Genomic DNA, 25,576 nt, shown 5'->3' with positions numbered 1-25,576 from the left:
TTATTTTAACGGTTCTATTTTGTCGAGTGGGTCGCCCTTGCAGGCTTTTTCCCAGTTAGCCATCAGCTCGTCTCGGTGCAGGTCGAGCCATTCGAGTATCATCCGCAAGGCTCGTCCGGGCATTTCGCCTTTCACGATGCCGTCCTTGATGGAAACGATAATTTTATAGTCGCCATACCATGCGTGGAAATGAGCTGGCGCATGGTCGGCAAAGTTCATCATGATGATGATTCCGTAAAAGAAACTGAGTTGTGGCATATCTTGCTGTTTTTTGCAAAGATAATGTTTTCCGCCGACAATGCCAAACATCGGTGACAATGTTTTTCTCCCGTTTCCCGTCGTCAGTCAGTACTCCAAAGAACACTTTTTTGTTGATTGTAGAGGCCGTATCAAAACTCAATTTTGATAAACACGGACTGATCATTTGAAACTTGCCCGCCCTTAAAGACAATGAAAAGAGCCATATCAGCACTCGACCACCGAGTTTGATATGGCTCTTTTTATCTTAAAGTTACAAATAGCAATTTTAGGTAGCCTTCATTTTAGTTTTGACGCACCCACATGGTTTACTTCTTCACCACCTTTTTGCCATCCACGATATACACTCCTGCCGGCAACCGGTCGAACGCCGTGTTCATCTTCACGCCCTGCAGGGTGTAGATGCCCCGCTTGTGGGCAGGCATATCGGCGGTCACTGCGTCAATGCCGGTGGCACCCTTGGTGATGGTCACCTTTGTCTTCACGAGCTCTCCGTTCAGAGCCACGCCGCCGAGCGATGCGTCGAACGCCGCGCCCGCGGGTTGGGTGATGGTGCAGCCGTCGAGGCTGAGGGCCCGAATGCCACGCATGGTTCCGAATATGTAATACTTGCTCTTTGCCGTTACGGTAGAGTTGTTGATGGTTATCTCGGCATCAATGTTGTTGGTACCGAAAGAACCGCCGCAATTTATTTCGCAATCCTCAATGGTAACAAAAGATTTCCACATCGCATACAGTCCGAAATACTTCCCCGAGAGGTTGAGTTTTCCTCCACCGCTGATAGTGCAGTGCGATTTTTCGGTCATGAGAGCCGAGAAGGCGCCGGTAGTAATGGTATTGGTTCCCTCGACATGAATAATCATTCCCTCTATCTTTGACCTGATTCCTTCGTTTTCACCCGATACATTGATTGTAGCATTTTTCAGGGTGAGCACCTTGCTGTCTGGGTCATACTTCACCGTTCCGCTTACACCGTCGATCACGGAAAGGTCGCCGCAGTTGGCGGAGGTCACCTGCGTGCCGGCAATCTCGAGGTCGTAGGTCTTCTCTCCCTTCGTGGTGACGGTCTGCATGCCATAGCGATTGTAGTTGCCCGACTCGTCCTTTATGCGGATATTCACCTCGTATTCCGTGCCGGGCTCTAAGCCGGTGACGGTGTAGGAGGTCACGTTGCCCACCGTGAGCGTGCCCGCTGTGGGTTTGGTGCGCTCATACTTATAGTCAATCTTGAGGGTGTGCTTCTTGCCGTCGCCGTTCTTCGTGTCGGTAATCTCGCCATTGCCAAGGCTGATGCCGCAGATCTTGCGCGAGAAGCGAGGGTCGCCAGAGATGCATATCTTTCCAGCCGTGAAGAGCGCGTAGTCGAGGTCGGGCTTGGCATAGGCGTCGAACAGCGTCTTCCCGTCCTTCTCGTAAGACACTTTCCAATACTGCTGTCCCTCGTGCACCGGCTCCTTCTTGGTGAGGTCGATGTCGTTGTAGGTGGCGTGCAGGTCCTTGTTGCCACTAATCGACACATACTCTTTCTTGTCAGTCGAGAGGCAGAGGTTGACCGAGAAAGCGTTGTCGTCGCCATAGCTTTCAAAGAACTTCATGGAGCGGATGGTTTTCTCGACACCGTCGATGGTGACGGAGTTCTGCGCCTGCGCCTGTCGCGGCAGGGCGAAGAGGGCGATGAGCAGCGTGGCTGTCGTCGTGAGCATGTTCCTGAGTAATGTTGTTTTCATAATAATAGGTGTCTCCCTGTTGAATCCCCTTTTTCGGTGTGGGGCAACGCCTTGTAGGAGGCCCGGGCGTTAGAGAATTCTTATTATATTTATAGGCAACCGGTGAAGAAACCCATGAGTCACGCATGTTTCAGAAAATACGCCGGTTCCCTTCTGTTTTAACAGTCAAGAAAAGGGACAAATGAAAAGCACGTAACTACTAAAAAGAAAAAAGAGGATATGCCTATCGTTGATAGAACACATCCTCTTTTATATAATAAGATGTAAATATTACATCAGAGAAGCCATGTTGATCCATTCATAAACACCGGAACAAACACCAAAGGCAACGATACCGGCAACACACAGGGCCAAGGCCAACTTGGTGTTGACACTGCTGGTAAAGGTTGGCAACGGATTGTCATTGCGCTTGATATACATGGCCTTCACAATGAGCAAGTAGTAGTAAAGACTGACTACTGTATTGATTAAAGCAACGAACATGACTCCATAAGCCAAGGCTCCGTTCGTCGCCGTTACGTCAGCACCATTCACGGCTGCCATGAACACGAAGAACTTGGAGAACATGCCCGCAAACGGAGGAATACCACCCAAAGAGAACAGGGCCAACGTCATCAGGAAAGCCAACCGAGGATTGGTCTTATAAAAACCGTCGTAGCTGTTCATGTTAACAGTGCCGTCGTTATGCTCTTCTACAACGCTGATGATAGAGAAGACGGCCATATTGGCTACGACATAGACCAGTACGTAGAAAGACAAGGCGGTAACGCTCATAGCGCTGTTACCAACCACCGCTAACATGATATAGCCGGCCTGTGAGATGGAACTGAAGGCCATGAAGCGCTTCAGATCGGTCTGGCGGATGGCGAAGAGGTTGGCAACCGTGATGGAAAGCACGATGACGATATAAAGCAAATACTGCCAATATTCTACCATCGGGGCAAAGACCTTCATGAGGATGGCGCACAGCGTAAAGGCCGCGGCACCCTTGGAAACGACCGACAGATAACCCGTAACGGTGGTAGGAGCGCCCTGATAAGAGTCGGCCGTCCAGAAATGGAATGGCACCAAAGAAATCTTGAAACCGAGACCACTGAAGAAGAACACCAGTCCCATGATAGTTAGAGGGCTTGTCGTAATTCTGGCGGCCACGTCATTAAAGTAAAGTGTGCCCACCGCGCCATAGAGGAAAGAGATTCCAAAGAGCATGACACCACTCGAGAACGTGGCGGTTAGAATGAATTTGGCTCCGGCTTCGGCCGAGTTGTGCCGATACTTGTCGAAAGCGACCAGACAAGCCATGGGTACCGAAGCCATTTCCAGCCCTAAGAAGAAGAGAAGGAAGTGGTTGGCGCTGACCATCATGTTCATACCCAAGAGCGTAGAGAAGACCAGCATATAGAACTCGCCCTCCTTGAAAGCCGTGTCTTCACGGGAAAGCCACTCCTTGGCCTGGATGAGAACGATGAGGGTTCCGAGAGCCAGTATCGACTTGATGACACCGATGGAAGGACCTGTTATATACATGCCGCCAAATGTTGTGGCTGCTGCGGTAGGACCGAGATTGACCAGCACGTGAACCAACATCAATACGCACATCAATGGGTTGAACCATTTGCGAAGCGTATTCTTTGCGCTGCAAAAGTCCGCAATAAAGGCTATGACCAAAAGCAACGTCAAAGTCACTTCCGGTACCATATTGAGAAATTGACTATAATCTATATTCATGATTCTAAATAGCTATTAAAACGTTTATTACAAACCCGCAACTGCCGTAAACTGACTGATATGATTGATAACAGGGGCTACAGCACCGTCGATGATCTCGTCGGCCCACAAGGGGAACATACCAAGGCCCGCGACACAGGCGATAAGGCCTATCACGGCTATACGTTCGTCCCAAGTAGCGTCGTGCAGCTTATAGAACTCCTGATTGGGTATCTTCTGGTAAAGAATCTTACCCACGACACGAAGAATATAGACGGCGGTAATCACGATAGAGGTGCAAGCAATGATTGTACAGACGCGATGGAATGTGTCCGCATTCTGGAAAGAGCCCACGAAAATGGTCATTTCAGCTACAAAGCCCGAGAAGCCCGGCAAGCCGAGGTTGGCCAAACCGGCTACAACATAACCTACGGAGAGGAAAGGCACGACCTTCATCAGACCGCCCAAATAACGCACGTCACGCGTTCCGGCACGGTGATAAATCATACCGATAACCGCAAAGAAGAGGGCAGTCATCAAACCGTGCGAGAGCATCTGCAGAACGGCACCGGTGATGGCGGTACGTGTCATCATCAACAACGCAAAGAGCACCATGCCGCAGTGAGATACGGAAGAATACGCGTTGATGTACTTCAAGTCGGTCTGTACACAGGCGGAGAGTGCGCCGTAAACGACGGAGATAGTTGTCAGCACGAGGAATACGGGTGCCCAGGCATCAAGCGCGCCGGGCAATAAGTACATAGCTATGCGGAAACAACCGTAACCACCCAGCTTCATCAGCACACCGGCATGCAACATAGATACGGCGGTCGGAGCCGAAGCGTGACCGTCGGGTGACCATGTGTGGAAAGGGAACAAAGCGCCAAGAACGCCGAAACCGATAAAAAGGAAGGGGAAGAATATCTTCTGAATCTCGACGGGAATGTTGGCCATCGCCGCAATCTCGTTGATATTCATGGTGGTCGCGCCACTGAAGTAATAGATACCCAATATACCGATTATCAGCAAGGCTGAACCGCCCATCAACATCAGCGTAAGTTTCATGGCCGCATATTCTTTCGGACCGGTTCCCCAAACGCCAATCAGCAGATACATGGGAATGAGGGCCACCTCATAGAACATGAACATAGTAAAGAGGTCTACGGAAATGAAGAAGCCGAATACGCCGGAACTCAACAGGACAAACCAAAGGAAGTACTCTTTCTTCATCGGTTCCAACTGCCAAGAGGCAAACGTTCCTGTAAAGACAATGATGGCGGAAAGCAATATCATGACAACGGAGATTCCGTCGACACCTATAGCATACTCGATATTGAGCGCCTTAAACCAAGGTGTGCTGTAAGTGAACAGCATGGGGTATTGATCGGCGGGCATCGTCTCACGCATTTCAAGAAACGCGAAAACCAAATAGATGGCCAAGCCCAGAAGAGCCGTGGCACCGGTTACCATGACGCCGCGCACCTGATTGTCGTTCTTGCTCAACCAAAGGCCAATCAACATCAAGACCGGAATTACTACGAATAAAGTTAATATATTCATCTTATTATTGATTCATTAAGTGTGAGACATCTACAGGGCTATGGCCAACAATATCAGGGTGAGCGCTACGGTACCTGTCAGGAACCATACGGCATAGGAGCGGACGTCGCCACTTTGCCAAGGACGGATTGTCTCGCCGGCTTCCTGAGCACCCCAAGCCATGAAATTGAACGTTCCGTCAATGACACGACGATCGAACCAAGCGATCGGTTTGGAGAAAAGGCCAAACACAATCTTGTGTGTGAAGAATTGCCATGCGTCATCAATGTAGAAACGGTTGAGCGCCGCCTTGTGAAGACGAGGCATTCGGCGCTGAAGCATGTCGGGAAGCGGATTGGTGCCCTTGGCATACATCCATGTGGCCAAGCCGAAACCGACAAAGGCTACACAAAGACTCATCCAGGCGGTTGGGCCGAAGTGAAGGCTCTGAAGGGCAATATCCTCCGCGTGACCGTCGGCGCTTACGAAATGGCCGAACGGAATCCAGCCGGCAAAGCACGAAACGACGGCAAGGAAAACAAGTGGTCCCCACATGACAAAAGGAACCTCGGCAGGTTTGCGGCGATGTTCGGGATCGGCTTCATAATAGGAATTGCCCCAGAATATCACGTAATAGAGGCGGAACATGTAGAATGCCGTCATCCCGGATACCAAGGTCATGAAGTAGCCCATAAACGGAGAGAAATGGAAACATGCGTCTACAATCTCATCTTTTGAGAAGAAACCTGCCAATGGGAAGAAACCGCTGATGGCGATGGTTCCTATCAAGAAACAGATGTTGGTAATGGGCATATACTTATGCAACCCTCCCATATATTCCTTGAAATTGCTGCCGATAATCACGATAATGGCACCGGAGCAAAGGAATAGCAAAGCCTTGAACATGGCATGTGTAAAGAGGTGGAACATACTGGCCATATAGCCAACGCCGCCTTCTCCTTCCATGGCCGTACAAACGCCCAAGGCAACGAGCATGTAAGCAATCTGAGAGATGGTAGAAAACGCGAGACCACGCTTGATATCACTTTGGCAGCAAGCCACTGCGGCAGCATAGAAGGCCGTGAACGCGGCGATATAAGCCACCCAATGCAACTGATTAGGCGCGTATTCCACCCAAATCGGGAACAGGCTGGCTACTTGGTAAACACCTGCGACCACCATCGTTGCGGCGTGAATCAGCGCGCTGACAGGTGTCGGACCCTCCATCGCGTCGGGGAGCCAAATATGCAATGGGAACATCGCGCTCTTACCGGCGCCACCGATGAACATCAGGAACAACGCCATAGGCAACACCCATGCCGCACCGGCCAGGTTAGACTGCAACTCCGGTGTAGCGGACAAATCGTAATTGAACGTTCCTACATAAAAACTGTAGAACAGAATGCCGATAAGGAAAAACAAATCGGCAAAGCGCGTAACGATAAACGCCTTTTTGGAAGCATGCACAGCAGCGTGCTTGGGATAGTAGAATCCGATAAGAAGATAAGAGCAAACACCCACGAGTTCCCAAAAGAGATACATCTGGAAGATGTTTGTAGCCACGACCAGTCCCAACATACTCATGGTAAAGAGGGAAAGATATGCGTAGAAACGCTGGAATCCGGGTTCGTACTCTTCCTTCTTATAGTTTTCGTCACGTTCCGCCATGTAGCCGAACGAATAAATATGAACCATGAAGCTAACGGTGGTAATTACGATCAACATCATCACGCTGATGGGAGTCAGCCTAAAACCGATGTTGAAAGTAAGCAGCTCGGTAAACTTCAGCCAAGTCAGGTTAAATACGGTAACCGTCGGATATAATCCGGTGGCGGCGTCTCTGCCCACGGCAAAGAAATATTCGTACGCCGTAAACACCGACATGGCGAATACACTACCTATAACCAAGGTTCCGATAAGGCCAGCTACCGGCTTTTTCATCTTCATTCCCGCAAGACCAATCAGCAGAAAGCTCAAAAACGGGAGAAGAAGTATCAAAAATGCATAACTGTATTCCATTGTTTTTATAATTTCATGTTTTTGATACTGTTCACCTGATCACTATGGAAGTTGCGGTAAACATTGATGATAATGGCAATGGCAACTGCCGTCTCCGCAGCTGCTACACCCATAGAAAACAGCGTAAAGAAGAAACCTTCCAACTGTCCGGGGAAAAGAACCCGATTGAAAACGGCAAAGTTCAAATCGGCGGCGTTCAACACCAACTCTATGGAAATGAGCATCGCTATCAAATTACGACGGGTGACAAAACCAAATACGCCGATAAAAAACAATAGCGAACTGAGCACTAAATAGCATTCTACAGGAATATTCATTTCTCCTCCTCCTTTCTTGCCATCATAATACCACCCACAATACAAGCTAACAGAAAGAGAGAGATAAACTCAAATGGAAGCACGTATTCATACTTTCCTGACCCCACAAGGGCCTTGCCAATTTGTTCCATGGGAACTTCCGTATCGCTCGTACCGAGTGCGGCGTTGATAAATTGATTCTTCAATAATACGGCGACTACCGTTACAAGGCCCGCCAAGGTCGCAAGAGCTCCGACGACGACACGGCTACCCTTGAGACGTTCCACAAGGCCTTGGAGCGTACGCTTGGATACAAGCTGAATCGCAAAGATATACAACATGGTTATACCACCGGCATAAACTGATATCTGCGCGGCGCCCAAGAACGTATAGTCCAGCAGGAAGTAAATTCCCGCAATACCAAAGAGGACAAAGAGCAAGAAGGTTGCTGCCCGCATAATCCTTTTGGTGGTTACGCACATCACGGCTGAACCAAGAATGACTACAGCCAAGATGCAAAACATAATAATATTTGCCATAATCTATTACTTGGTTTTGGTGTTAAACTTACCGATTGTCAATGGCGCACCACCGTTGATAAGCTCCGGTAGCGAACCGCCTTGATAAACTTCCTTATCCAAATGCAGAACCAGCTTGTTGCGATCGAAGACCGAATTTTCAAAATCATTCGTAAACTCTATCGCGTCGAAATTACAAGCGTTCACACATAACTGGCAGAACATGCAATCTCCCAAATCATACTGATAATCGTCAAGTTTCTTCTTTTTACGCCCCGTTTCCGGATCTTCTTCCATATGGGCCGTAATCTTAATCGTATCATTCGGACAGGCTTTCTCACACATCATGCAGGTCGTACACCTATAGCTGCTGTCTTCATTACGCTTAAAGACAAGGCGCCCACGGTGACGTTTAGCCACATGCAGTGTTGTTTTGCGGTTTTCCGGATACTGCTCAGTAGACTTTGGCGTGAAATACTCTTTCATGGTAACCCTCAAACCGGTACCGAGCGTTTTCAGGGCAGCTCCTATTTCACCGAAATATGATTTATTATTTTCCATTTCCTTAATTAAAAATATTAAAGAGTTAGACGAGTGCTACCCAGGCTGTTGTCAGAATCAAAACGAGCAACATCAAAGGCATCAGATATTTCCACTCGAGTTTCAATATCTGGTCGATACGCAAACGGGGGAAGGTCCAACGCACCCACATCAGAATCCAGACAACCAAGAAGGACTTGCCCAAAAACCAGAAAATTCCGGGAATCAGATTCATCACATGATCAAAAGCGTCCAACCCAATGTTCACAGGTGCCCAACCACCGAGGAATACGGCAGAGGCCAGACCTGAAATAACGAAAAGATTAAGATATTCCGCCAGATAATAAAAACCGAAACCCATACCCGAATATTCCGTATGATAGCCGGCGGTCAACTCGCTTTCGGCTTCGGCCAAGTCAAAGGGACCACGGTTAGCCTCCGCGTTTCCCGAAACAAGGAAAACCAAGAAGGCGATTATCGCGGTTGGACTTTGGAAGATGAGCCATTTCCACGGACCTGTCTGCGCGTCCACGATACCGCTCATCTGCATCGTGCCTGTTAGAATGACCGCGCAAATAAGACAAAGTCCCAACGACATCTCGTAAGAAATCATCTGAACGGCACCACGCATGGCACTTACCACAGAGTATTTATTATTGCTGCCCCAACCCGCCATAAAGATACCGACAACGCCGATAGAACTTATGGCCGTAATCATGAAAATGCCGACATTAAAGTCGAGAACGCTCATACCTTTATTCCAAGGAAGGAAGGAGAATGTTCCTACAGAGGCAATGATAACAAGGAAAGGAGCTACGTAATAGAGCAAAAGATCAGCTTTGTCTATGGCGAATATCTCCTTTATCAACATCTTCAACACATCGGCAAACACCTGGAATATGCCCCAGGGACCTACACGCATAGGACCGATACGGCATTGGAAATAAGCGCAAACCTTACGTTCCATAAAGATCAGCACAATGGCCAGCAACGCATAGCCGACTAAAATGCCCAATCCTACAAGCACGCACTCAATCAATATGGTCCAAAAATCTCCCAAGCCAAGCGTCTGACGCAGAAGATTGTCGACAAATGAAGTAACTATACTAAAATCAAACATATGCTATTTCGTTTATTTATAATCATTAATTTTAGTATTATCTATCAAGATCCGGTATTACGAAGTCAATCGTGGCACCTGCTGTAACCAAATCAGCCACTTTCTGTCCGCGCAACATCCTATCGAAAGCGCCGGTCAGGGTAAGTCCCATTGGACGCATCTTCAAGCGATAAGGACTCTTGTCGCCTCGGCTATCCAGATAAACACCGAACTCACCGGCACCTCCTTCAACCGAGAAATACCATTGTCCTTCAGGAACCTTGATGATAGGTTTCTGCTTGATGTAAAATTCTCCTTCAGGAATATTGTCTATCAGTTGCTCTATAATATCCAGACTCTGATAAAGTTCATTGATATGAACCATGTAACGAGCCATGGCATCAGCCCCATCAAGCGTGATTTCCTTGAAATTCACCTGACCATAGCAGGCATACGGATGATTCTTGCGAACGTCGTTATGCCAGCCTGCAGCCCTACCGGCAGGACCTGTCAAAGCGTAGTTGATACTATCTTCAAGTCCCATGGGGCCTACTCCCTCAAAACGATTGTGCGTAATCACGTTATCGCCGAACACATCCATGTACTCCTGAATCATAGGACGGAGGTATTTGCAAAGAGTCTTGGTATTCTCAACAAAATTGGGATCAATGTCATCCTGCAAGCCACCTATTCTATAATAGTTCTGAATCAGTCGTCCACCGGTTGTCTCCTCCATTACGTTCAGTACATGTTCACGGTCACGCATACAATAGAGGAATGCCGTGAGGGCGCCCATATCCTGCGCTGCCGTACCCAAATAAAGTAAGTGGTTGTCAATACGCTGCAATTCATCCATAATCGTACGGATGTATTGGATTCGTTCCGACAGCTCAATGCCCATCCCGTCTTCTATAACGCCGACAAGCGCATGGCGATGCATCATCGCGCAAAGATAATTCAAACGGTCAGTCATGGCCAAAGTCTGAGGGTAGGTCATGCTTTCCATCATCTTCTCCATACCCCGATGGATATAGCCGAGATGAGGATAGATATGTTTAACCGTCTCGCCATCCAGTACGGCTTGCAAACGCAACACACCGTGCATACTTGGATGGTTCGGACCGAAATTAACAACGAAATCATCTTCGTCAAACAAGCGATGACGCGTTGCGACAAGATTACCATGCTTATCCAAATTCCACTCCGTCGTGAAATCGGTTTCAGGCTCGTCGGTCGTCGGAAATCGATTGGCTTCCGGACTCATATTGAAGTCTTTTCTCAATGGGTAGCCCGCAAAATCATTACGCATGAACAGACGGCGCATGTCAGGATGGCCCAAGAATTTAATTCCCAGGAAATCAAAGACCTCGCGCTCCAGCAAGTCGGCGGCGTTCCAAATCTTCAACACGGAAGGAATCACATAGTCCTCCCCCACCTGTTTCGCGATGACCTTGGTCGAACAACGCTCATGGCTCTGCGTATTTTCCAGGATATAAATACATCCCAATCCTTCTTCACCGAAGTCTTCACCTATAATGGTAACAAGGTAATCAAAATGCTTCTCACTCTTCAACTTGACCATTTCACCGGCAAAGTTGTCAAAATTGAGTTCTATGTTATTTAGTTTCATATTCCAATACCTTATTATATATTACTCCTCCAATCCCTTTTGCGGATCGAAATCCGACGGAACATCCATCACGATAATCGGCTCACGGTGTCCCAACTTCTGCTTATCGGAGAGGTTTTCGTTCGAAAGCCCATGAAGTCCGCCCTTGCTCATCGAGCGTGCGCGTTCTTCTGCGGTCATCTTATGATTGGCACCTCCAAAGAATTTCTCAACCTTCACCTTACGCTGCAACTGCATCATGCCGTAGAGAATTGCCTCGGGACGCGGAGGGCAACCCGGAATATACACATCTACAGGCACTAACTCATCAATACCGCGCACAACATTGTAGCTCTTCTTGAAGGGACCTCCACTGATGGTACAACCACCGACTGCCACCACGTATTTCGGTTCGGCAATCTCATCATACAAGCGTTTGAAGACCGGCGCCATCTTATTGGTAATCGTACCGGCACACATGATCAAGTCAGCCTGCCGTGGAGAGTTGCGGGTTACCTCAAAACCAAAGCGTGAGAAATCGTAACGGGCGCAGCCCACGGACATGAACTCGATACCGCAACATGAGGTTCCGAAAGTCAATGACCACAACGAATTGCTACGCCCCCAGTTGATAGCCTGATCTAACGATCCTACAATCACATTGGCACCGCCTTCATTTAATTGCCGGGTCATTTCCTCCAGCGTATCATTGTCCTTAAACTCCTCGTAAGGAATACTTTTGATTTTCGGCTTTCTTACTTCCATTCCAAAGCTCCTTTCCGCCAAGCATAAGCCAAGCCAAATACCAATACCAACAGAAAGAATCCGATGCTCACTAAGGCAAGGGGACCAAACTGCTTGACGACGACCGCCCATGGGTAAAGCAAAACGGTCTCTATGTCGAACACCAGAAAAAGGATGGCAAAGAGATAATATCCTACGTGCATGGGCAGCCAACTGCTTCCACGTGTAGGGATACCACACTCAAAAGGCTCTCCTTTCACCGGATTGTAGGAACGCGGACCGATCAGCTTAGCGATGACGTAAGCGCCAACCACCAAGACGAAAGCCGTCAACAAAACGGTAATAAATAAAGTAAAGTACATAAAATATAACGTTATTAATAATAAGCTAACCGTGCGGCAGAGGCCTATCTACCAATTAGCGCTGCAAAGATAGATATATTTTTGGTATTATTACGCTATTTAACCAAAAAATTGCAATCTACAGATTACAAAAATGAAATGTTCCCACAGTTAGTGACAACTGAAGAGGATGTCTTTTCTATTCATTATCTTCACCCCAAATGCTATTACGCCGAGCTTGTGCAGACGCTCCATCAGGTAGACCGTCGTCGTAAATAGGTATATTTTTTTCTTGTTGCGTAGCATTACTACCAGCTAACAAAGTTGATTCTGTCTCTATATGAATCCGTTTGGAGGCTGGCTTGTTGTATGTCTTTTGTATCGTTGTCATAGTATTGAAAATAGTTAATTGAAGCTTAGAATTGCCACCAATGCTTCTTCTTTGGCATGTTGCGCGTCGCAAAACTTTGTTGGTTGATACGTTCTTGGATGATATCATTGAGGCTATAACTATCATGTATCATATGGTAAATCTGTCCCCATTCCAAGAGCCCACCGATATTCCGGTCGTCAATGAACATGTCCGCTTTCAACTTTCTGGAGTAGTGATTATTATTTTCAACTTTTTCTTCCGGATAGTCACGGTTTACAGCCCAAAAATCAACCCCCCTTTCCTTGCACCAGTCAATTGCTTCTTGGAGGAGCGCACCTTCACGCACGCTCCAAAGAATAAGCTGATGACCGTCTCTGATCAACATTCTCAAAGTTTCCGTTGCAAAGGGAATTTCTTCTCCGATGGCTGGATAGCGGTGTGTAACGATTGTTCCATCAAAGTCTACTGCTATCTTCATTATTTTTTTATTGAGTCATCATTTTTGTCACCATAGTGACTGTTTGAATAATTACCATAGCTACCATAACTTCCATAGTTGCCATATGAACCATATGTGCCATAGCTACCATAGCTACCGTAGCGCCCATAGCTTCCATAGTTACTGCCCAAGCGCGCATAGCGTCCGTATTTGGCATATTTGCCATAACCGTAATAATAGCCATGTTTTTTCTTTGACATATCAATACCATTGATGACAATGCAGACATTTGGCATTTTATTACTATCCGCCAAAGAATTAATAAGACCAATACTTTCTTTTGCCGTATAATCGGCACGGGTCATCACAACTGTGGCATCTACAACGCGAGAGATTTGCAAGGTATCAGTCACTAATCCTACAGGAGCAGTGTCAATGATGATATAATCATACATCATGCGCAACTGTTCAAAAATCGTATCAAGACTTTTACGGGCCAGCAATTCCGCAGGGTTAGGAGGAGTTGGGCCGGCCATAAGCAATTCGAGATGGTTATTGATGCCCGAAGAAAGGATTTGCTTCTTGATATCCTCTACAGAAGGATGACTTTGAATAAGCAGATTGGTAATTCCATGTTGGTGGTCATCAAGCTCAAACAATTCGGCAAGACGTGGCTTGCGAATATCAAGGCCGACCAAGATGACCTTACGCCCTAAAAGCGCAAGGCTAACTGCCAGGTTGGCTGCTGTAAAAGTTTTTCCTTCACCAGTTGTTGATGAGGTAAAAGCAATGACCTTTTCATTTTCTTTCAGCATAAACTGTAGATTTGTACGCAAGCTACGGAAAATTTCTTCCATAAGATTATTCTTGTTCTCATGAACAACAATATCGGCCTTGGTCTTTGCCGACTCACTTGCCACAGGAATATCAGCAATAATTGGTAATGTGGTGAGACGAGCTACATCCATATGGCCTTCAATACGATAATGGAAGAACTGTAAAATAAACAAAATCAAGGCAGGAATTGAAAGACCAAGCAACAAGGCAATTAAAATGACAATACTTGACTTGGGGCTTACTTTACCAGCAAATTCCGGATCGTCAATAAGTCTACCCTTATCGGCTGTAGCGGCAAGGGAAATTGAATTCTCTTCGCGTTTTTGAAGCAACATCAAATAAAGACCGGATTTGACTTCTTGTTGGCGGCCAATCTGAGTCAGCATACGCTCTTGTTCCGGAGTCGCACCTACTTCGCCGCTGTATTTATTCAATTGTGACGCCACTGCATTGCGCTGTATCTCCATTCCCCTACGAGACTGATTCATAGCACGGCGAATACTGTTAGTCAAATCATCCAATTGAGCCGTCAGCGGAGTGACTGTTGGGCTGGATTCAGAAGCACTACGGAGCAACCGCTTGCGTTCCATTGCTATTTCATTATATTTATTGATAAGTACGGTGGCGTTCTGATCGGTTAGTCCTACACTTGAGGGTAGAGCCTCGTATCGATTACCGGGTTGGTTCATATATTGACTCATCTCATTGAGCAGAGCTACTTGCGCATTAGCTTCGGCAAGTTTTTGGGCATATTGATCTTGGTTGGCTACAGCCTGTCCGGCATTCATCTTGAGTTCTACCATATTATTTCTCCGTTTGTAATTTTCAAGCGCTCCCTCGGTGCTTCCAAGCTCCGCATTGATTTTTTCCAAACGCGAGTTGATAAATGATTCTGTTTTTTGAGCTATCTCATTCTTGTCTTCGTTAGCTTGCCGGTTATATGCAACTGCCATCTGTTTAAGATAGTCGATAGCACGTTGCGGAATTTGATCCTCCAAAGTCAGTTGCGCTATCGTTGTCGTTTTCGATGTTTGATTAACTGCCAGATTTCGAATATATTTGTAGGCCGCCATCTTGGGCGATGATATTTTTACTTTTAAAATCTGCCCCTCATTAAGATCTTTCACCATTGAAAGCATATTCCGCGTGATACTGATAGTGCCGGCTTTCGTATTGATAACCGTTGGTATTTGAGAGACTGACTTGTTGATAGTGAAGGGACCGTCGACACGTCCTTCAGTAAGTGTCACATAGTAGGTCCCGGTAATACTATAACCTACAGAAGTTTTTTCTATTATTATACGCATTGGAACATCCAACCGATTCAAATGAGCCGCGTCTACATCAATATTAAAAGGTTGAGTACGATAAAGTTCATGGTCTCTGACTTTACCTTCCATAAAATAGTTGACATAAATTTTCAGATCACGGACAGAAGCTTCAGCTATAGAATGTGAAGTAAGGAGCTCCATCTCGTTATCAATACCATTGGAGTTCGTGATAAGCCCCAGATTAGCCGCGTTTTGAATACTATTGCCCCGAGGCGAACGTTCGTCGTCTTTAATCAAAAGCTTGGCATAAGCTTGATACATGGGAGTGGTATAGCGCAAGTAAGCATACGCGGCTCCCAAACAGACAATCAATGAGAACACAAACCATTTCCAATTCAAAATGAGAGTTGTGTAGATAAGTTGAAAGTCGAAAAAAGACTGTTCGTCTTTCTCCAATAACTCTTCTGGGACCGCGTTTTTGTTTTCTTCCATTTTTATTATAACTTCTTTTTTTTTATTATTCGTATAGATTGTACTTTATCAGCTTCAAGCTATGACTTAATAAAACCTAACAAATATTTTCCATATTCATTTTTCTGCATAGGCTTTGCGTTTTCTTTGAGTTGTTCGGCTGTAATCCAGTTTTGCCTAAACGCGATTTCCTCCAGACAACCCACTTTAAGTCCCTGACGCTTTTCGATCACTTCTATGAAGGAACTTGCTTCTGACAGACTGTTGTGAGTTCCTGTATCGAGCCAGACAAATCCCCTTTGCAATGTCCTGACTTTTAGAGAATGAGTTGCGAGATATTGCTGATTAACAGTTGTTATTTCAAGTTCACCTCGCATGGAAGGTTTAATCTGTTTTGCAATTTCTACAACACTGTTAGGATAGAAATAGAGTCCTACAACGGCATAGTTGCTTTTAGGATGTTGTGGCTTTTCTTCTATGGATATACAATTGCCTTCGTGGTCCAACTCTGCCACACCATATCTTTCCGGGTCATTGACGTAGTAACCAAAGACACTGGCAACACCCCGCTTAGCCGCTTCAATACTTTCTTTGAGAAGTCCCGAGAAGCCTGCGCCATAAAAGATATTATCGCCTAATACGAGACACACATCGTCATTGCCAATAAATGATTCTCCGATGATAAATGCCTGAGCCAGACCGTCGGGAGTAGGCTGTTCGGCATATTCGAAACGAACGCCTACTTCATGTCCGTCACCGAGAAGACGCTTGAATCCCGCCAAATCGTATGGAGTGCTGATGATAAGAATGTCGCGTATGCCTGCTAACATGAGGACCGAGATTGGATAATAAATCATCGGCTTATCGTAGATGGGGATAAGCTGTTTGCTGACCCCTTTTGTTATGGGATAGAGACGCGTGCCACTACCACCTGCTAAGACTATTCCTTTCATGTTAATATGCGTTTTTGTCGGGAATAAATATCGTTTTTGCTGTCAATAGCATAATTTTGAAATCAAGAAAAATGGTCCAATTCTCTAAATACCAGATATCTCGTCTAACCCTTTCCTCCATTTGCCACAACTCCTTGGTCTCACCTCTAAAACCCGTGACTTGGGCCCAGCCTGTAATACCGGGCTTGCAAAAATGACGAACCATGTATTTGTCTATTAATCGGCTATATTCCGAGGTGTGAAGTAGCATGTGTGGACGAGGGCCAACGATACTCATGTCTCCCAACAACACATTGAAAAATTGGGGAAATTCATCAAGATTAGTTTTACGCATGAAACTACCAAACGCGAATTTACGAACATCATGTTCCGTTGCCTGTATCATGTCTGCATGTTTGTTAATATGCATGGAACGGAATTTATAACAAAGAAAAGTTTTACCATTGATACCTGTTCTCTTTTGTGCAAAGAAAACCGGTCCCGGACTTTGAAGTTTAATAATAATCCCAATAATAGGAATCAGTGGGATCATACATAGGCATATAATTCCGCTGACAAGAATATCAAAAGTCCGTTTGACAAAACTATTTGTCCAATGTGAAAGTGGACCCTTATAATTAACAAAGAGTTGATTCGAACCGAATTGCTCCGCCTTGAGATGCAACATGTAATTGCCAAACATTCGCTGAAGATAGTAGAAATGAATAACATTCTTATCGCAAAACCTCATGATTTTTATAATCTCATCCGATTCATCATGAGAAAGGCAAACAAATATATTATCTATTTTCGAACTATGAGAGCCAGGAAAACTTTCCATCTTACTATTAAGGTCATCTATGGAACCAAGATGACACAATTTTTCAGGACAATTATTGATTTCTCTGTCGCTGTAATAACCCAAGAACCGATAACCCGTAGAAAAGTCGGAAATCATATCTTTGTATAGATTGACAATCGCAGGATCGTGCCCCACAAACAGAATGTTACGGATATTTCTTTCTTGCTTTCGAAAATATCTGATTACCAACAGTTCGCAATAGCGTACAATGGTCAAACTAAAATAAAATGTAATTGAAAGAAAGATGCAGTAGCGCAAAAAATTCTCATGGCTCAAAATACTTAAAAAAAGCAACATGATAACCCCTTGCGAAAAGACTAACTGAAATATTCGGCCCATCATGTTGTAAAATGAGACCGCCCCCACAAGAACGATTGTTGAGAAAAAGTATTGCGAAATGGCCATCGCAAAATTTGCTGCCAGTACAGAAATCTTTGTTGCGTTATAAATATAATTGGGCACTATGCCTGGCATAGCATAGCAAAATACAAGCATACATATATTAAGAACCAAGAAATCAATCAAATAAACCATTGATTGAACGGCCTCATTATTACTATTATAATAATTCATGTTATCTTTTATTCAGGCATGTACCATTAATTGGAACAAACGGGAAAATAACTTGATTTTGTCGCAAAGTTAATCAATTTTGTTGAAAATGGTCATATTGTCACCGCAAAATCTTTGTTTTATAGGCCTTTTTTGCAAAAATAAGATGAAAGTTACTATCTTTGCAACAGAAATATATTTAAGACTTTATTAATAATCATGGGAATATTTGAAAAATTATTCAAGAAGAAAGAATATGAGAAAAAAGCGGGAGGCATGGAAGACTACATGACGTTAGTGAGAGTCTATTTCCAGGCTTCAATTGCTGCGACATTGGGAATCAATAATTTGGCCATGCTTCCAGATTTGCGAACCTTCAAGGCTTCATTGCATATTCCGACTGTTAATAATAAATTAGGTATAGGCGAAAAGAGCCATTGCCGTAAGATGATGAAGGAACTTTATAAAACGGATGACACGTTTTTTAAAGAAATTGATCAAAGTATTCGCAAAAACTGCCATAAAGTGACAGACGTTCAGACGTATATGATTCAGTTTCAGGGCTTCAGCCAGGATTTGATGATGCTGACCGGCAATCTGATGAAATATAAATTGCGTTTGCCTTCATTTCTGAAGAGCGCGCTTTATACGATGACAGAGAAGACGGTCAACGACATTTTTAATAAAAACGATTTTTCAGACGCCGGTGTCATTAAGGCAGTGTTGGCCATACGCAAATATAATAACCGTCTGGGCTTTAGTCAAAAGTGGGTTTCTGGTTTTGTATACCAAGTCGTGATGCTTGCCAAAAAAGAACCTAAGCCTGCAGATGGGCAGGCTGAATAGGCAAAAACTTTAAAAAGTTTGGGCTTATCAATAAAATCTTATATTTTTGTAATCAAATTGTAATTCTATGGAGTCTGCTGAGAAAAGATTAAATACGTTTTCTACCCGTGTCAGGCAGCTGATCATTCAATACCAGGAATTGAAGAATGAAAACGCAGACCTGTACACGATGGTTGACGAACGTGACATCAAGATCAAGCAGTTGGAAGAACAATTGGATTTGGCAAAGAAAAGCTATGAGAGCCTGAAGATAGCAAGAATGATCGAAGTCTCCGACACGGATATGGAAAGCGCCAAGAAAAGATTATCCAAGCTAATCAGGGATGTCAACAAATGTCTCACTTTGTTGAGTGAAAAATAAGAGTGACGATGGCAGGAGAAAACAAAGAGAAATTACATATTAATTTGCATCTGTATGATACAAATCTCACCGTGATTATTAATCGCGAAGAGGAGAAGTTGTATCGTGACGCAGGCAAAATGATCAACGACGCCGTTAATACTTACGCAAATATTTTCAAGAACCAGAAAAGTGACAAGGAAATCCTGTATATGGCTTTGGTTGATATAGCATTGCGCTATCAGAGGATAGAAGATCGTAACGACGCGCAACCCTACAATGATATTCTCGACAAGTTGACTTCTGAAATCGAATCGGCTCTGGCTAAATGAATTTGAGAATATGATTTATACTTACTTAAATAAAACAAAATGATAGAATTACTAATCACGGCCGCTGTTGCCTTAATCATAGGCGGAGCGGCAGGATATAGTGTTTTCCGTTATATGATTAAAGGAAAATACAATGCGATGATTGATTCGGCTCAGAAAGAGGCCGATGTGATTAAAGAGAAAAAGCTCCTTGAGGTAAAAGAGAAATTCCTTAACAAGAAAAGCGAACTGGAAAAAGAAGTCCAGCAGCGTAATCTGAAAGTTCAGCAAAACGAGAATCGCTTGAAGCAACGCGAAATTTCTCTCAATCAGCGACAGGAAGAAATCACCCGCAGAAAGCAAGAGGTAGAACAGAATCAACAGCGAATCGACAACGAGAAAAAACTCTTGTCTATCAAGCAGGAAGAACTGGATAAGATGCAGGACCGAGAGCGTGCTAAGCTCGAGGAACTCTCAGGCATAAGCGCAGAAGAAGCCAAGGAACGCCTGATAGAAAGCCTGAAGGATCAGGCCAAGCTCGACGCGGCAAGTTATGTCAATGAGATCATGGACGAAGCCAAACTCAACGCCAACCAACAAGCCAAAAAAATCGTTATTCAGACCATCCAACGCACCGCGACAGAAACGGCCATAGAAAATTCCGTGAGCGTTTTCCACATCGACAACGACGAGGTGAAAGGGCGAATCATCGGACGCGAAGGTCGCAACATCCGCGCTTTGGAAGCAGCCACAGGCGTTGAAATTGTTGTCGACGATACGCCCGAAGCGATTGTTATTTCTGCATTCGATCCGATCCGTCGCGAAGTGTGCCGCCTGGCCCTGCATCAACTTGTCGCAGACGGAAGAATCCATCCGGCCCGCATCGAGGAAGTTGTCGCGAAAGTGAAAAAACAACTCGAAAACGAGATTATTGAAACAGGAAAGCGTACCGCCATTGACTTGGGCATCCACGGACTGCATCCCGAGCTGGTCCGCATCGTCGGCAAGATGAAATACCGTTCTTCTTATGGCCAAAACCTGCTGCAGCACGCGCGCGAAACCGCCAATCTCTGTGCCGTCATGGCTTCCGAATTGGGATTGAACCCCAAGAAAGCCAAGCGTGCCGGCCTGCTCCACGACATCGGCAAGGTGCCAGACGAGGAAAGCGAACTGCCGCACGCCCTCTATGGCGCGAAAATCGCGGAGAAATATAAGGAAAAGCCAGACATCTGCAACGCAATCGGAGCCCACCACGATGAGATAGAAATGAATACGCTGTTGGCCCCTATCGTGCAGGTCTGCGACGCGATATCCGGCGCTCGACCGGGTGCCCGCCGCGAGATTGTTGAGGCCTACATCAAGCGACTGAACGACCTGGAAGCTATCGCGATGAGTTATCCGGGCGTGACGAAGACCTACGCCATCCAGGCCGGTCGTGAGCTGCGAGTGATTGTTGGCGCCGACAAGATGAACGACACCGAATCAGAGAAGCTCTCTTCCGAGATAGCCACCAAGATACAGAATGAGATGACCTACCCGGGACAGGTAAAAATCACGGTCATTCGCGAAACCCGTTCCGTGGCCTACGCCAAGTAACCGGCAGGGGCCATTCTACCATCATAAAACAGAGGCTCTTGCCGGGCCGAAGTTCTCCATGGGGAGAAAACAAGGCGAACCTCGAAAGTCGGATGATTGACTTTCGAGGTTCGTCTTGTTTTGAATATCTCTTTCCGCTACCATCCTACGGCGCTTCAGTAGCAGGCGTTTCCGGAGCAGTCGTGGTGCGCGTCGATTTCTTTTCGACCGTGTTGCAGCGAGCGTAGGCTTGGTCGCGCTTGCGATCCAACTTCTCCAGACCCTTGGTTCTTTCCTCCTGACGCGGCTGGTAGAGTGCCTTGTTGATTGTCTTGATTTCCATGGATTTTTGGCTAAAAGATTACTGAAAAATCGCGATTTATTTGCTCCTTACAGGAAGTTTTGCTGAAAAACTGCAGTTTCTGAGTTCCCGACGGCTATTTTTGTCAAAAACCTGCAGTTTCTGAGTTCCCGACGGCGATTTCTGTCGAAAAATCGCGATTTCTGAGTTCCCGACGGCTATTTCCGAAGAAAAATCGCAGTTTTCTGCTCCCGAGAGAGCATTTCAACATAGACCACACGACGGAAAACAAAAAATCTCGGCTGGCGGTTTGTGGGAAAACAAGCGTCCCACGCTCTGCTCGTGAACGTGGGACGGAAAAGATTTCCGCAAAAGAAATGTCAGAACAAATCGGCGTGTGTGCCGGTGCGTATAAGAATCAGAATATGCAATTCCTTTTCCACTGATTCCTTTTCTGCAGAAATGACATCTTCTTTGCTGTACACCAACAGCCAATCGGGATGAATGTGGCATTCACGCAGCCCGGAGAATTCGCCTGTAAGTGCATGGTCGCGTCTTTCTGCGGGCAATGGTTTGTCTTCTGCCAGTAGGCGAATGCCTTCGTTAAGGTCATCTTCCGGCATCCGACGTTTGCGGGCACGCTTCAAGTCGCGCTTATATTGCCCTGTATAGACGATTTCACGCATCACTTGACACTTTTCAGATAGTCGTCAAAATTTCTACAATGGGTTACCTTGCCCTCGCTCAATTCGCGGAGTGCACGGCGCGTAGCCTCTCTTCCGTTGTCTGTCTTGGCTGTTGATATCAAACCCTTTTCGCGCAGGTAGTCCACGATGCTGCGTCCTTCCTTCGTGCGTTCGTTGATATTCATAGTTTTACCTCCTGTTCTTTTATTGTTCCGGTGCAAAAATTGTGCAAACGAGTGCAAAGAAAGTTTGTTTTCAATTTGCCGAGTGCCGCCATTTTCTGCAAATATACGATTTAGCGAGCGCAAATGCAAATAAAACTTGTTTTAATTTGCTTTGTCGAGCGTGAGTATCTTATCTAAATATAGCGTTTTCCTACAATAATTCCAAATCCGCTGCGTGGATTTTCGTTTCCATGATTTGCTTTGCAGGCTTTTCTCCGAAAAAACGCGGTTTTACGCTAACGCTTATATCTTGCTGATGTCTACGTAGCCGTGCATGACGGCGTAGATCGTGAGGGCGGAAACGCTTTTCAGTCCTAACTTCTCGATGATGTTCTTGCGGTGTGTGATGACGGTGGTCATGCCGATGTTGAGCTGCTCGGCTATTTCCTTGTTGAGCATTCCCTGGGCTATGAGCGACAGGACTTCAATCTCGCGGGCACTCAGTATCTTGGCTTTCAACGGCTTAGGCATTTCGGGAAAATGCTCTCCGTGAGGATGAGCATGTTGTTCCAGTATGAGCAGATTTTTGACAAACTGCTCCTCTGATACGCTCTGGCAGAGGCAATTAAATCCTTTTAATTGAGAATTAGGATCATTTGACGGCACCAAGACTATTGTTTTCACACGACGGTCAAGAAAGAACTGCCGATTCTCAAGTATGATGTTCATCGCGACAAAGTAATGGACATAAGAGTCCGGATCACATCTTTGCAGTTCTTCCAAGGTCGCGAAATGATCTACTTTCATAATGGGCATGACGTTTTGCAGAATCTGTTTGAGGCCCATTACAGCAAGCGTGTTCTTGTCGATAATGGCTATTTTAGGTCGCATTCCCTTCTGTTTCAAATTATCATTGGTCATTTTGTTTATTTTGAGTTATAGAAATGGTGCCAGTAAATGGGCAAACCATCCTTTGAATTTCTGCCAACCGTTTCTCCATTGGTTCCAGCTTTTGCTCGTCAGTTTGAAGCAGTCGGCCTTTTCCTTATCGAACAAATTATCAAGTTGGGCTGTTGTGCACCGGTCTACGATGACCGCGTTTTCCTCGTAATCCCAACTGAGGCTTCTTGAATTCAGATTCGCGCTACCCACCGTACAGACGTTGCCGTCTACTGTTATGATTTTTGTATGATGAAAGCCCGGTTTGTACATCCACACCGCGCATCCGGCTTTCATAAGTTGGTAGGCGTTATAGAAGCCACAATCCGGTGTCAGGGGAATATCGCTTTTGACACTCAGCATGATTTCCACTTTTACACCACGTCCGGCAGCCCGTTTAAGCGCTTTTTTGATGCCGCGATTGAGTGTGAAGTATGGGTTGATCAATTTGATACTGTCTTGTGCTCTGTTGATGGCCGATAAGTAAAACGTTCTGATAATCTTATTGCTGACGCGGGGCTCACGATTGATGATACCCACCATCTTGTTGCCGCGTGATTCACATTCATCGGGCTTGAGATTCCTGAAATAAGATATGTCTTTCCCCCCATTCAGATATCGGCTTTCGTCTACATGCTGACCGGCTACTTTATTCCACATTTTCAGAAAGATGCGCTGCAGCGTATTCACCTCCTCGCCCGAAATGCGGCAGTGCATATCATGCCATTCGCCAACTACTTTTGTTCCTTTTATGTAATAGTCGGCAACATTCATCCCTCCCGTATAAGCAATTCTGCCATCAATGACTACTATTTTACGGTGGTCGCGTGAAAATACATGATTGATCCACGGAAAAGTGATCGGATCAAACTTATATATTTCAATGCCTGCGGCCCGAATGCTGTCTAAATGATAATTCTTTAGCGGACGGTTATTGGAAGAGTTTCCGAAAGCGTCGAAAAGCGCTCTTATCTCGACGCCTTCACGCGCTTTGGCGATGAGCAATTCGAACAACATCCGCGCAATTGAATCATTTCTGAAATTAAAATATTCCAAGTGCACACTCTCCCTGGCCTGTCGGATGGCCTTGAACAGATCATCAAACTTTTGCTGGCCATCCGTCAGGAGTGTCACTGAATTATTATGACTGAATGTGACTCGTTCGGCCCTTAGGTCTTGTACGATGAGCGAATCCGCTTTCTGAGCATTGGCTATGCTTGCGTGTAATAAAAAGTATAATAGGCAGCGTGTGAGAATATTGAAAATACGTCTGGCAGAACGCTTCATAATTACATTCATTTTACAGCAGAGTAGCCGCGTAGCTATCTACTACGCCCATTAAATGATTCTCCTTGTCGACAACCAATACACTGTGGATTTTATTATCATGCATGATTCTCTGTATCTCCGATATTTTTGTCTTGGGAGAAACCTGTTTGGGGTTGCGTGTCATGATATCGCTCACTGTCTTATTGAAGAATTCCGCTTGCCATTTCTCCATGGCTCTTCTGATGTCGCCGTCGGTGATAAGTCCAATGACCCTGCCGTTTTCAAGTGAAACCCCAAGTCCCAGTTTACCTTTGCTTACATGGATGATGGCCTCGCCTAAGTGCATGTCTTTAGAGATGACAGGCAAATCCTCGGTACGCATGACATCCTCTGCCATGGTCAGCAGCTTACGGCCGAGTTCGCCTCCCGGATGGAATTGCGCAAAGTCGCGTGGCTTGAAATCTCTGACGATCATCAGTGCCACTGCCAACGCGTCGCCCATTGCCAAAGCCGCGGTCGTGCTGCTGGTTGGAGCCAGATTGAGCGGACAGGCTTCATGATCAACCCATACCTTGATATGGGCGTTGCTATATTTAGCAAGCAGTGAATCGGGATTACTTGTCATCGAGATAATTGGCACATTCATATGCAGCACCATCGGAATAAACCGGAGCAGCTCGTCTGTCTGCCCGCTGTTGCTAAGCGCAAGCACTACATCCTCGGATGTCATGACTCCCAAATCTCCATGATATACGTCGAGTGGATTAATAAAGAAGGCGGGAGTGCCTGTCGAAGCAAGCGTCGCGGCGATCTTGGCACCGATATTTCCACTTTTACCAACTCCTGTTACAATCACTTTTCCATGACAAGAATATATCATTTTGACAGCTTTCTCAAAGCTGTCATCTAATTGTTCCGTGAGATTACGAATCGCGTCAGCTTCGTCTTTCAGACACTGTATGCCGTATTGCTTGGCTTCTTTTATTCTTTCCTCTATGCTGGTTTTCATCT

The 25,576-nt window shown here is 45.7% G+C and carries 26 protein-coding genes; 4 read left to right on the top strand and 22 right to left on the bottom strand.

Annotated features, from left to right (window positions below; all coding sequences use genetic code 11):
- The 16 genes from JHU38_RS06005 to JHU38_RS05930 all read right to left on the bottom strand — a co-directional run bounded on the left by JHU38_RS06005 (window position 1) and on the right by JHU38_RS05930 (window position 18,155).
- Window positions 1-258 (bottom strand): DUF4160 domain-containing protein, encoded by a 258-nt coding sequence (locus JHU38_RS06005; RefSeq protein ID WP_107582269.1) that lies wholly within the window; start codon window positions 256-258, stop codon window positions 1-3.
- Between the two features lie 308 nt (window positions 259-566).
- On the bottom strand, window positions 567-1,985 hold the full coding sequence (locus tag JHU38_RS06000) for a fibronectin type III domain-containing protein (RefSeq protein WP_146156968.1): 1,419 nt from the start codon (window positions 1,983-1,985) through the stop codon (window positions 567-569).
- 270 nt (window positions 1,986-2,255) lie between these two features.
- The gene (locus tag JHU38_RS05995) at window positions 2,256-3,713 is read right to left on the bottom strand and encodes an NADH-quinone oxidoreductase subunit N (RefSeq protein ID WP_107580898.1); all 1,458 of its coding nucleotides are present in this window, start codon (window positions 3,711-3,713) and stop codon (window positions 2,256-2,258) included.
- A 27-nt stretch (window positions 3,714-3,740) separates the two neighbouring features.
- The gene (locus tag JHU38_RS05990; protein ID WP_107580899.1) at window positions 3,741-5,252 is read right to left on the bottom strand and encodes a complex I subunit 4 family protein; all 1,512 of its coding nucleotides are present in this window, start codon (window positions 5,250-5,252) and stop codon (window positions 3,741-3,743) included.
- A 30-nt stretch (window positions 5,253-5,282) separates the two neighbouring features.
- A complete protein-coding gene (gene nuoL / locus JHU38_RS05985) occupies window positions 5,283-7,250 on the bottom strand; it encodes an NADH-quinone oxidoreductase subunit L (protein ID WP_107580900.1) in 1,968 nt (655 codons plus the stop codon).
- A gap of 5 nt (window positions 7,251-7,255) precedes the next feature.
- Window positions 7,256-7,567: an NADH-quinone oxidoreductase subunit NuoK gene (nuoK, locus tag JHU38_RS05980; RefSeq protein ID WP_107580901.1), complete on the bottom strand. Its 312-nt coding sequence runs from the start codon at window positions 7,565-7,567 to the stop codon at window positions 7,256-7,258.
- Window positions 7,564-8,085 carry an NADH-quinone oxidoreductase subunit J family protein gene (locus JHU38_RS05975; RefSeq protein WP_107580902.1) on the bottom strand — a complete coding sequence of 174 codons (522 nt, stop codon included), beginning with the start codon at window positions 8,083-8,085 and terminating at the stop codon, window positions 7,564-7,566. Before JHU38_RS05975 ends, nuoK begins: the two co-directional genes overlap by 4 nt.
- Before the next feature lie 6 nt (window positions 8,086-8,091).
- Complete coding sequence (locus JHU38_RS05970; protein WP_107580903.1) at window positions 8,092-8,625, bottom strand: NuoI/complex I 23 kDa subunit family protein; 534 nt, start codon at window positions 8,623-8,625, stop codon at window positions 8,092-8,094.
- A 25-nt stretch (window positions 8,626-8,650) separates the two neighbouring features.
- On the bottom strand, window positions 8,651-9,724 hold the full coding sequence (gene nuoH / locus JHU38_RS05965; RefSeq protein ID WP_107580904.1) for an NADH-quinone oxidoreductase subunit NuoH: 1,074 nt from the start codon (window positions 9,722-9,724) through the stop codon (window positions 8,651-8,653).
- A gap of 37 nt (window positions 9,725-9,761) precedes the next feature.
- Window positions 9,762-11,333 (bottom strand): NADH-quinone oxidoreductase subunit D-related protein, encoded by a 1,572-nt coding sequence (locus JHU38_RS05960; RefSeq protein ID WP_107580905.1) that lies wholly within the window; start codon window positions 11,331-11,333, stop codon window positions 9,762-9,764.
- A gap of 21 nt (window positions 11,334-11,354) precedes the next feature.
- Window positions 11,355-12,077 carry an NADH-quinone oxidoreductase subunit B gene (locus JHU38_RS05955; RefSeq protein WP_107580906.1) on the bottom strand — a complete coding sequence of 241 codons (723 nt, stop codon included), beginning with the start codon at window positions 12,075-12,077 and terminating at the stop codon, window positions 11,355-11,357.
- Window positions 12,068-12,418 (bottom strand): NADH-quinone oxidoreductase subunit A, encoded by a 351-nt coding sequence (locus JHU38_RS05950; RefSeq protein ID WP_107580907.1) that lies wholly within the window; start codon window positions 12,416-12,418, stop codon window positions 12,068-12,070. The genes JHU38_RS05955 and JHU38_RS05950 overlap by 10 nt, the downstream gene beginning before the upstream one ends.
- A 395-nt stretch (window positions 12,419-12,813) precedes the next feature.
- A complete protein-coding gene (locus JHU38_RS05945) occupies window positions 12,814-13,248 on the bottom strand; it encodes a BT0820 family HAD-type phosphatase (protein ID WP_107580909.1) in 435 nt (144 codons plus the stop codon).
- Window positions 13,248-15,809 carry a GumC family protein gene (locus JHU38_RS05940; protein WP_107580910.1) on the bottom strand — a complete coding sequence of 854 codons (2,562 nt, stop codon included), beginning with the start codon at window positions 15,807-15,809 and terminating at the stop codon, window positions 13,248-13,250. Before JHU38_RS05940 ends, JHU38_RS05945 begins: the two co-directional genes overlap by 1 nt.
- Window positions 15,810-15,868: 59 nt before the next feature.
- Complete coding sequence (gene rfbA, locus JHU38_RS05935; protein WP_107580911.1) at window positions 15,869-16,741, bottom strand: glucose-1-phosphate thymidylyltransferase RfbA; 873 nt, start codon at window positions 16,739-16,741, stop codon at window positions 15,869-15,871.
- Between the two features lies 1 nt (window position 16,742).
- Window positions 16,743-18,155: an exopolysaccharide biosynthesis polyprenyl glycosylphosphotransferase gene (locus tag JHU38_RS05930; protein WP_107580912.1), complete on the bottom strand. Its 1,413-nt coding sequence runs from the start codon at window positions 18,153-18,155 to the stop codon at window positions 16,743-16,745.
- 198 nt (window positions 18,156-18,353) lie between these two features.
- On the opposite strand from JHU38_RS05930, the gene JHU38_RS05925 reads away from it, so the two are divergent.
- The 4 genes from JHU38_RS05925 to rny all read left to right on the top strand — a co-directional run bounded on the left by JHU38_RS05925 (window position 18,354) and on the right by rny (window position 21,227).
- Window positions 18,354-18,980, top strand: a complete 627-nt coding sequence (locus tag JHU38_RS05925; protein WP_107580913.1) for a hypothetical protein — start codon at window positions 18,354-18,356, stop codon at window positions 18,978-18,980.
- Window positions 18,981-19,047: 67 nt separating this feature from the next.
- Window positions 19,048-19,341: a hypothetical protein gene (locus JHU38_RS05920; protein WP_107580914.1), complete on the top strand. Its 294-nt coding sequence runs from the start codon at window positions 19,048-19,050 to the stop codon at window positions 19,339-19,341.
- An 8-nt stretch (window positions 19,342-19,349) separates the two neighbouring features.
- Window positions 19,350-19,652: a cell division protein ZapA gene (locus JHU38_RS05915; protein ID WP_107580915.1), complete on the top strand. Its 303-nt coding sequence runs from the start codon at window positions 19,350-19,352 to the stop codon at window positions 19,650-19,652.
- Between the two features lie 39 nt (window positions 19,653-19,691).
- Window positions 19,692-21,227: a ribonuclease Y gene (gene rny / locus JHU38_RS05910; RefSeq protein ID WP_107580916.1), complete on the top strand. Its 1,536-nt coding sequence runs from the start codon at window positions 19,692-19,694 to the stop codon at window positions 21,225-21,227.
- Between the two features lie 145 nt (window positions 21,228-21,372).
- On the opposite strand, the gene JHU38_RS05905 is transcribed toward rny, so the two are convergent.
- The 6 genes from JHU38_RS05905 to JHU38_RS05880 form a co-directional block, all read right to left on the bottom strand.
- Window positions 21,373-21,549 (bottom strand): hypothetical protein, encoded by a 177-nt coding sequence (locus JHU38_RS05905; RefSeq protein WP_158267259.1) that lies wholly within the window; start codon window positions 21,547-21,549, stop codon window positions 21,373-21,375.
- A 338-nt stretch (window positions 21,550-21,887) separates the two neighbouring features.
- Window positions 21,888-22,193: a type II toxin-antitoxin system YafQ family toxin gene (locus tag JHU38_RS05900; RefSeq protein WP_107580917.1), complete on the bottom strand. Its 306-nt coding sequence runs from the start codon at window positions 22,191-22,193 to the stop codon at window positions 21,888-21,890.
- Window positions 22,193-22,378, bottom strand: a complete 186-nt coding sequence (locus JHU38_RS05895) for a hypothetical protein (RefSeq protein ID WP_107580918.1) — start codon at window positions 22,376-22,378, stop codon at window positions 22,193-22,195. The genes JHU38_RS05900 and JHU38_RS05895 overlap by 1 nt, the downstream gene beginning before the upstream one ends.
- A 282-nt stretch (window positions 22,379-22,660) precedes the next feature.
- On the bottom strand, window positions 22,661-23,278 hold the full coding sequence (locus JHU38_RS05890) for a response regulator transcription factor (protein WP_107580919.1): 618 nt from the start codon (window positions 23,276-23,278) through the stop codon (window positions 22,661-22,663).
- 15 nt (window positions 23,279-23,293) lie between these two features.
- On the bottom strand, window positions 23,294-24,583 hold the full coding sequence (gene cls / locus JHU38_RS05885) for a cardiolipin synthase (protein ID WP_107580920.1): 1,290 nt from the start codon (window positions 24,581-24,583) through the stop codon (window positions 23,294-23,296).
- 13 nt (window positions 24,584-24,596) lie between these two features.
- A complete protein-coding gene (locus JHU38_RS05880; protein ID WP_107580921.1) occupies window positions 24,597-25,574 on the bottom strand; it encodes a KpsF/GutQ family sugar-phosphate isomerase in 978 nt (325 codons plus the stop codon).
- Window positions 25,575-25,576: the final 2 nt, after the last annotated feature.

Source organism: Prevotella illustrans (assembly GCF_017426725.1).
In the GTDB taxonomy this organism is placed as follows: Bacteria; Bacteroidota; Bacteroidia; order Bacteroidales; family Bacteroidaceae; genus Prevotella; species Prevotella illustrans.
This window is presented reverse-complemented; position numbering and strand designations above follow the sequence as displayed.